The sequence below is a fragment of the Paracoccus sp. SCN 68-21 genome, from assembly GCF_001724535.1.
Classification (GTDB): Bacteria; Pseudomonadota; Alphaproteobacteria; order Rhodobacterales; family Rhodobacteraceae; genus Paracoccus; species Paracoccus hibiscisoli.
Genome location: NZ_MEES01000051.1, coordinates 1 through 6,616, shown reverse-complemented (window position 1 = coordinate 6,616; position 6,616 = coordinate 1). Strand labels below are relative to the sequence as shown.

At 64.7% G+C, this 6,616-nt stretch carries 8 protein-coding genes; 6 read left to right on the top strand and 2 right to left on the bottom strand.

The genetic code is table 11. The features are described 5' to 3' along the window. The first annotated feature begins 268 nt into the window (after nucleotides 1–268). From ABS73_RS12420 to metK, 3 genes are all read left to right on the top strand, one after another. On the top strand, nucleotides 269–907 hold the full coding sequence (locus ABS73_RS12420; RefSeq protein ID WP_277021529.1) for a TetR-like C-terminal domain-containing protein: 639 nt from the start codon (nucleotides 269–271) through the stop codon (nucleotides 905–907). Nucleotides 908–999: 92 nt separating this feature from the next. Continuing rightward, complete coding sequence (gene ahcY / locus ABS73_RS12415) at nucleotides 1,000–2,385, top strand: adenosylhomocysteinase (RefSeq protein WP_277021527.1); 1,386 nt, start codon at nucleotides 1,000–1,002, stop codon at nucleotides 2,383–2,385. Nucleotides 2,386–2,389: 4 nt separating this feature from the next. Continuing rightward, nucleotides 2,390–3,568 carry a methionine adenosyltransferase gene (metK, locus tag ABS73_RS12410; protein ID WP_277021524.1) on the top strand — a complete coding sequence of 393 codons (1,179 nt, stop codon included), beginning with the start codon at nucleotides 2,390–2,392 and terminating at the stop codon, nucleotides 3,566–3,568. Nucleotides 3,569–3,602: 34 nt separating this feature from the next. Here metK and ABS73_RS12405 read toward each other — a convergent pair whose 3' ends face one another. Beyond that, nucleotides 3,603–4,064: a type II toxin-antitoxin system RatA family toxin gene (locus ABS73_RS12405; protein ID WP_277021521.1), complete on the bottom strand. Its 462-nt coding sequence runs from the start codon at nucleotides 4,062–4,064 to the stop codon at nucleotides 3,603–3,605. A 70-nt stretch (nucleotides 4,065–4,134) separates the two neighbouring features. Between ABS73_RS12405 and ABS73_RS12400 the strand changes: the two genes are divergently transcribed. Further along, a complete protein-coding gene (locus ABS73_RS12400; RefSeq protein ID WP_136857556.1) occupies nucleotides 4,135–4,314 on the top strand; it encodes a hypothetical protein in 180 nt (59 codons plus the stop codon). A gap of 136 nt (nucleotides 4,315–4,450) precedes the next feature. On the opposite strand, the gene ypfJ is transcribed toward ABS73_RS12400, so the two are convergent. Further along, nucleotides 4,451–5,272, bottom strand: a complete 822-nt coding sequence (gene ypfJ / locus ABS73_RS12395; RefSeq protein ID WP_277021517.1) for a KPN_02809 family neutral zinc metallopeptidase — start codon at nucleotides 5,270–5,272, stop codon at nucleotides 4,451–4,453. Between the two features lie 143 nt (nucleotides 5,273–5,415). Between ypfJ and ABS73_RS12390 the strand changes: the two genes are divergently transcribed. Both ABS73_RS12390 and ABS73_RS12385 read left to right on the top strand, forming a co-directional pair. Then, nucleotides 5,416–5,994 carry a YqaA family protein gene (locus ABS73_RS12390; RefSeq protein ID WP_277021514.1) on the top strand — a complete coding sequence of 193 codons (579 nt, stop codon included), beginning with the start codon at nucleotides 5,416–5,418 and terminating at the stop codon, nucleotides 5,992–5,994. Then, nucleotides 5,991–6,455, top strand: coding sequence for a disulfide bond formation protein B (locus ABS73_RS12385; RefSeq protein WP_286693476.1), 465 nt, complete (start codon nucleotides 5,991–5,993; stop codon nucleotides 6,453–6,455). The genes ABS73_RS12390 and ABS73_RS12385 overlap by 4 nt, the downstream gene beginning before the upstream one ends. The last annotated feature ends 161 nt before the right edge of the window (nucleotides 6,456–6,616 follow it).

Genomic DNA, 6,616 nt, shown 5'->3' with positions numbered 1-6,616 from the left:
CCCTTGGTGACATCTGCAGCATGTTCTCACCCGAAGAATGCTGGAACTACTTCCACGCTGCAGGCTATGTGTCAGGTTAAAAGCGAAATGCTCTAGGCGACATTTCGTGGTATCCTAAGCAAACAGACCAGTTTGGTAAACTTGTACCGGAATATTCCGAAGAACTTATTGATACAGCTGCACTATCCGGGCCAGATCAGGCCATAGGCGTTTTTCATCGTAATCTATTTCGTTCTGCCTTCTCCGCAACGGATCGGATAGCACTGCCATGAAACACCTGCGCCCCTCAACCGACCACCGCGGCCTGAACGAACGGGCGATCAGCGCCGCGATGCAACTGCTGGAGGACAGCGACCCCTGCCCACCCACGGTGGATCAGATCGCCGTGATGCTGGACGAGCCCGTGGGCCGGTTGCGGAGCCTGTTCCCCGATGACCGCAGCGTGCTGATCGCCAGCCTGGAACAGGCTATGATCCTGCTGATCGACACCTGCACCCGCGCAGTGGTCAAGGTCGATCCCGACGACCCGGTGGCGCAGTTCAGCAGCCTGGGCGACGCCTATCTGGACTGGGCGCACAGCAATCCCGACCAGTTCCGCCTGATGATGGACTGTCGCCTGGTGGATGCGCTGACGGTGCCGATCCTGCGCCGCTATACCGACTCTCTGTCCGAGCTGATGGTGCGGATGCTGACCCGCGCCCGCGATGCCGGCCGGCTGCACCCGCGCGAGGACATTCCCATGTTGGTCCTGTCGTCGCGCTGCTATGCCAACGGGGTGGCGCGGATGATGGTTGACGGGCGGCTGCAGGAATGGGTGCCCGGCGGAGAGCCGCTGGCGGTGGCCAAGGGCCTGACCCGCGATTTCGTCCGCCGCATGGCCCGCAGCACACAGCCAGAACCTGTCTGATACTGCAGAGCATGTGACGGATTAGCCCCTTTCGGACCGCAGGGGCATGCGGTATCCCGGTTGCAACCCGTGAATGATCCGAAAGAGCAGCCGTGACCGATTACATCATCAAGGACATCGCCCTGGCCGATTACGGCCGCAAGGAACTGGACATCGCCGAAACCGAGATGCCCGGCCTGATGGCGCTGCGTGTCGAATACGGCGCGGCCAAGCCGCTGGCCGGCGCCCGCATCGTGGGCAGCCTGCACATGACCATCCAGACCGCCGTCCTGATCGAGACGCTGGTCGATCTGGGTGCGGATGTCCGGTGGGCGTCGTGCAACATCTATTCGACCCAGGACCACGCCGCCGCGGCCATCGCCAAGGCGGGCGTTCCCGTCTTTGCGATCAAGGGTCAAAGCCTGGAGGAGCATTGGGATTACCTGGACCGGTCCTTCCAATTCCCCGAGGGTCCGAACCTGATCCTGGATGATGGCGGCGACGCGACGCTGTACGTCCTGCTGGGCGCCCGTGCCGAGGCAGGCGAGGACGTCATCGCCGTCCCGCAATCGGACGAGGAAACCGTCATCAAGGCGCAGATCCGCAAGCGGATGGAGCAGTCGCCCGGCTGGTTCACCAGGATGCGCGACCAGATCGTCGGCGTGTCCGAGGAGACGACCACCGGCGTGCATCGCCTGTATGATCTGATGAAGAACGGCCAGCTGCCCTTCCCCGCGATCAACGTCAACGACAGCGTGACCAAGTCGAAATTCGACAACAAGTACGGCTGCAAGGAATCGCTGGTCGACGGCATCCGCCGCGCCACCGACGTGATGATGGCCGGCAAGGTCGCCGTCGTCTGCGGCTATGGCGATGTGGGCAAGGGTTCTGCCGCGTCGCTGCAGGGCGCCGGCGCCCGCGTCAAGGTGACCGAGGTCGATCCGATCTGCGCGCTGCAGGCCGCGATGGACGGGTTCGAGGTCGTGACGCTGGAGGATGTGGCCGACAGCGCCGACATCTTCATCACCACCACCGGCAACCGCGACGTGATCCGGCTGGAGCATATGCGCGCCATGAAGGACATGGCCATCGTCGGCAATATCGGCCATTTTGACAACGAAATTCAGGTGGCCTCCCTGCGCAACCATAAATGGACCAACATCAAGGACCAGGTGGACATGATCGAGATGCCCTCGGGCAACCGGATCATCCTGCTGAGCCAGGGCCGCCTGCTGAACTTGGGCAACGCGACGGGGCATCCGTCCTTCGTGATGTCGGCGAGCTTCACCAACCAGGTGCTGGCCCAGATCGAGCTGTGGACCAAGGCCGACGAGTACAAGCCCGGCGTCTATATCCTGCCCAAGCATCTGGACGAGAAGGTCGCGCGCCTGCATCTGGAAAAGGTCGGCGCCAAGCTGTCCAGCCTGTCGCCGGAACAGGCGGCCTATATCGGCGTTACGCCCGAAGGCCCCTTCAAATCAGATCATTACCGGTATTGAACGCATGACCGAATACACGACCTTCACCTCGGAATCCGTGTCCGAAGGCCATCCCGACAAGATCGCCGACCAGATCAGCGACGCGATCCTGGACGCCATCCTGGCCGAGGACCCGCGCGCCCGTGTCGCCTGCGAGACGATGGTCAAGACCGGCGTGGCGATCATCTCGGGCGAGATCACGACCAGCGCATGGGTGGATCTGGAATCCATCGTGCGCGGCGTGATCACCGATATCGGATACAATTCTTCGGATGTCGGGTTTGACGGGGCGACCTGTTCGGTGATCAACATCATCGGAAAGCAGTCCCCCGAGATCAATCAGGGTGTTGATCGCGCAATCCTCGAAGAGCAGGGGGCCGGCGATCAGGGCCTGATGTTCGGCTATGCCTCGGACGAGACCGACGTGCTGATGCCCGCGCCCATCACCTATGCGCATCGCCTTGTCGAGCGTCAGTCCAAGGTCCGCCGCGACGGCACGCTGTCCTGGCTGCGCCCGGATGCCAAGTCGCAGCTGACCATGCGCTATGGTGCGGACGGCCGCCCCGAGGCGATCGACGCGGTCGTGCTGTCCACCCAGCACAACCCCGAGATCGCCCTGTCGGACCTGCGCGAAGCGGTGATCGAGGAGATCATCAAGCCCGTCCTGCCCGCCGAATGGCTGTCCGCCGACACCAAATTCTTCATCAACCCGACGGGCAAGTTCGTCATCGGCGGCCCCGTCGGCGATTGCGGACTGACCGGGCGCAAGATCATCGTCGACAGCTATGGCGGCATGGCGCGTCACGGCGGCGGCGCGTTTTCGGGCAAGGACCCGTCCAAGGTGGACCGTTCAGCCGCCTATGCGGGCCGTTGGGTCGCCAAGAACATCGTGGCGGCGGGTCTGGCGAAACGCTGCGAGATCCAGGTCAGCTATGCCATCGGCGTGGCCGAGCCGACCTCGATCAGCCTGAACTGCTTTGGGACGGAGACGGTGCCGGTGGACCGCATCGTGGCCGCGGTGCGTGCAGTGTTTGACCTGCGCCCCTTCGCGATCATCCGCGAGCTGGACCTGCTGCACCCGATCTATCGCCCGACCGCCAGCTATGGCCATTTCGGTCGTGAGCCCTATGCCCTGGCCGGGGCGACGGCCTTCAGCTGGGAGCGTACCGACCGGGCCGAGGCGCTGAAGGCCGCGCTGACGTAACAGAAAGGCCGCCCCTCGGGGCGGCCATTTTCGTTCAGCCGTAAAGCTTTCTGGCCCGATCCTCGAAGGCGCGGACAATGCGCGACATCGCCTCGTGGAACACTACGCCGATCAGCCGCTGCAGGATGGCGTTCTTGAACTCGAAATCGACAAAGAACTCGACCGTGCATCCGCCTTCGGGGCGGTCGGTGAAGGACCAACCGCTGCGCATGTATTTGAACGGCCCATCCAGATATTCGGTATCGATCTTCCAGACGCCGTCCTCACCGGCGGGCCACAGCACGACCCGGCTGCCAAAACGTTCGCGGAACACCTTGAAGCTTATCACCAGATCGGCGGCGATCTCCTCCGATCCGTCGGCCCGCGTCTCGCGCGAGCGGATGCGGGCGGCGCTGTTCCACGGCAGAAACTGCGGATATCTTTCGACATCGGCCACCAGATCGTACATCTGGCGGGCCGAGTAAGGCAGGGTGCGGCTGTCGCGGTGGTTCGGCACGGGATCGCTCTTGTGGTTCGTCGCGGCATCTGGTTCGATTCGCGACAGGATTTAACAGGCGGGGCCCGCGATGAACATGATCTGGCTGCTGCGTGCGGCGAAATGGGCGCGCCGGCCGCCCAGTGCCAGCACTGTCAAGCTGGTCCTTGGCATCATCGCCGCCGGGCTGGCCTTGGTCGCGCTGGAAAAGCTGGGGCTGTGGCCGGATTGGGCCACGCTGGACCCGCGCCCGCCCCGTGTCCCGCGCTAGTCCTTGCGAACGGTGACCGGCACAGGACGCGCCTTTGGGGCGCCAAGCTTGAGGGTGATGACAAAGGCTGTAAGCAGGCCAGCAAAGGTCAGGATCAGGGTCATGGTATCCTCCGGTCTTGTTGGTCAGGATCTAATCACAGATCGCGTGAACCGAACGTGTCACATTGCCTCATGTCGCCCGACTCAAAGCCGCGCATCAGCCATTCCTGGCGCTGCGCCGCCGATCCGTGGGTAAAGCTGTCGGGCATCGGTGTGCGTCCGGCGCTTTCCTGGATCACGTCATCGCCCACCGCCTCGGCGGCGCGCAGCGCCTCGTCCATGTCGCCAACGTCCAGCGTGCCGAAACGTTCCTGCGCATGTCGCGCCCAGATTCCGGCATAGCAGTCGGCCTGCAGCTCGGTCGCGACCGACAGGCGGTTGGCCTCAGTCTCGGACAGACCCCGCTGCTGCGCGGCGCCAAGCGTGCCGGTCAGGTTCTGGACGTGGTGGCCGACCTCATGCGCGATGACATAGGCTGCGGCAAAGTCGCCCCCTGCCCCCATCCGGTCGGCCATCATGTCAAAGAAATCGGTGTCCAGATAGACGCGCTGATCGCCGGGGCAATAGAACGGCCCCATCGCGGAGGACGCCCCGCCGCAGGCCGATTGCACCACGCCCCGGAACAGGACCAGCGTCGGGTCCTGATAGGCGATGCCCGCCTGGTCGCGCAGAACGGGCTGCCAGATCTCCTCGGTATCGGCCAGCACGACGCTGACGAATTCGCCCCAGTCCTCGTCGCGCTGCGACAGTTCGGTGGATCCCCCGCCCTGGTTCTGCACAATGGGGCTGACATCGATGCCGAAGAAATAGCCGACGGCCAGCACCACCAGCGTTCCCGCGATGCCCAATCCCCCTGCCGTGCCCATGCCGCGCCGGTCTTGTACGTTCCGGCTGCCCCGTCTTCCGCGCCATTGCATGACATGTCCTCGCCTGCTGTCGCGCCGAACGCGCGGCATGCGGCGCGGTTCCCGGCCCATCACAGGGGCGCGACGGGCCTGCAAGCCGCTTGACGCGGGCGGTCAGGAGAGGGATGGACGGACAAAAGCGTGAAGGGACGGCGATGCTGCGCAGATTGTACGATTGGACGATGGGGCTGGCGGCGCATCGCCATGCGGAGTCGTCCCTGTTCGCGGTCAGCTTTATCGAAAGCTCGGTCTTTCCGATCCCGCCGGATGTCATGATGATCCCGATGATCCTGGCGCGGCGGGCGCGGGCCTGGGCGATTGCCGCCATCGCGACCGCGGGTTCGGTCCTGGGGGCGCTGCTGGGTTATTGGATCGGCGCGGTGCTGATGGGTTCGGTCGGCCAATGGGTGCTGACCGCCTATGGCAAGCAGGGCGCGTTCGACGACCTGGCGCTGCGCTTTGCGGAATACGGGGGCTGGGCGGTGCTGATCGCGGCGCTGACGCCGTTTCCGTTCAAGGTCATCACCATCTTTTCCGGGGCGGTGGGCCTGTCGCTGCCGCTGTTCATCGTGACCGCGGTCATCGGGCGTGCGGCGCGGTTCTTTGTCGTGGCGGCGCTGCTGTGGCGGTTCGGCCCGCCGATCCGTGATTTCATCGAGCGTCGGCTTGGGCTGGTCTTCGTGCTGTTCATGGCGGCTCTGATCGGCGGCTTTGCGGCGGTGAGGTTCCTGTGACGGGCAAGCAGATCTGTTATCTGGCGGGGGCCGGGTCGGCCTTTCTGCTGATCGCGGCGCTTGGGTTCCAGGCCGCAGGCTATGCCCCGTGCGAGCTGTGCATCCTGCAGCGCTGGCCCCATGTCGCGGCGGTTGTCGTGGCGGCGCTGGTCTGGCTGACCGGCCGGGTCCGGGCTCTGGCCGTGCTGGGCATGATCGCCGCCGGGGCCGCGATGGGCTTTGCGCTGTATCATGTGGGCGTCGAGATGACCTGGTGGGCGGGGCCTGCGCATTGTTCGGGCGGGGTCGGCGATCTGACGCGGCTGTCCACGGCCGAGCTGATGACCCGCCTGCAATCGGCCCCGGTCGTGCGCTGCGACGAGATCGCGTGGAGCTTTCTGGGCGTCTCGATGGCGGGCTGGAACGCGCTCTTCTCGGCCGGGCTGGCCGGGGTCTGGCTGCTGGCCGCGCGGCGCGGCTGAACGGCGCGCAAAACACCGCGAGCACGGGCTTTCGGGCGGGGTTTCATTGCCCCTGCCCCGGCCATCGGCTATACCGGGTTTCAACAAGATGTTGAGGACTGCCCGTGGCTGACACACCAGAAGACGATCTGCCCGAAACCCCCGACACCGGCGAGACGGAC

Coding starts and splice junctions, on each gene's coding strand:
- ABS73_RS12420 (WP_277021529.1), top strand. CDS start 269: ATGAAACACCTGCGCCCCTCAACCGACCACCGCGGCCTGAACGAACGG.
- metK (WP_277021524.1), top strand. CDS start 2,390: ATGACCGAATACACGACCTTCACCTCGGAATCCGTGTCCGAAGGCCAT.
- ABS73_RS12400 (WP_136857556.1), top strand. CDS start 4,135: ATGAACATGATCTGGCTGCTGCGTGCGGCGAAATGGGCGCGCCGGCCG.
- ypfJ (WP_277021517.1), bottom strand. CDS start 5,272: ATGCAATGGCGCGGAAGACGGGGCAGCCGGAACGTACAAGACCGGCGC.
- ABS73_RS12390 (WP_277021514.1), top strand. CDS start 5,416: ATGCTGCGCAGATTGTACGATTGGACGATGGGGCTGGCGGCGCATCGC.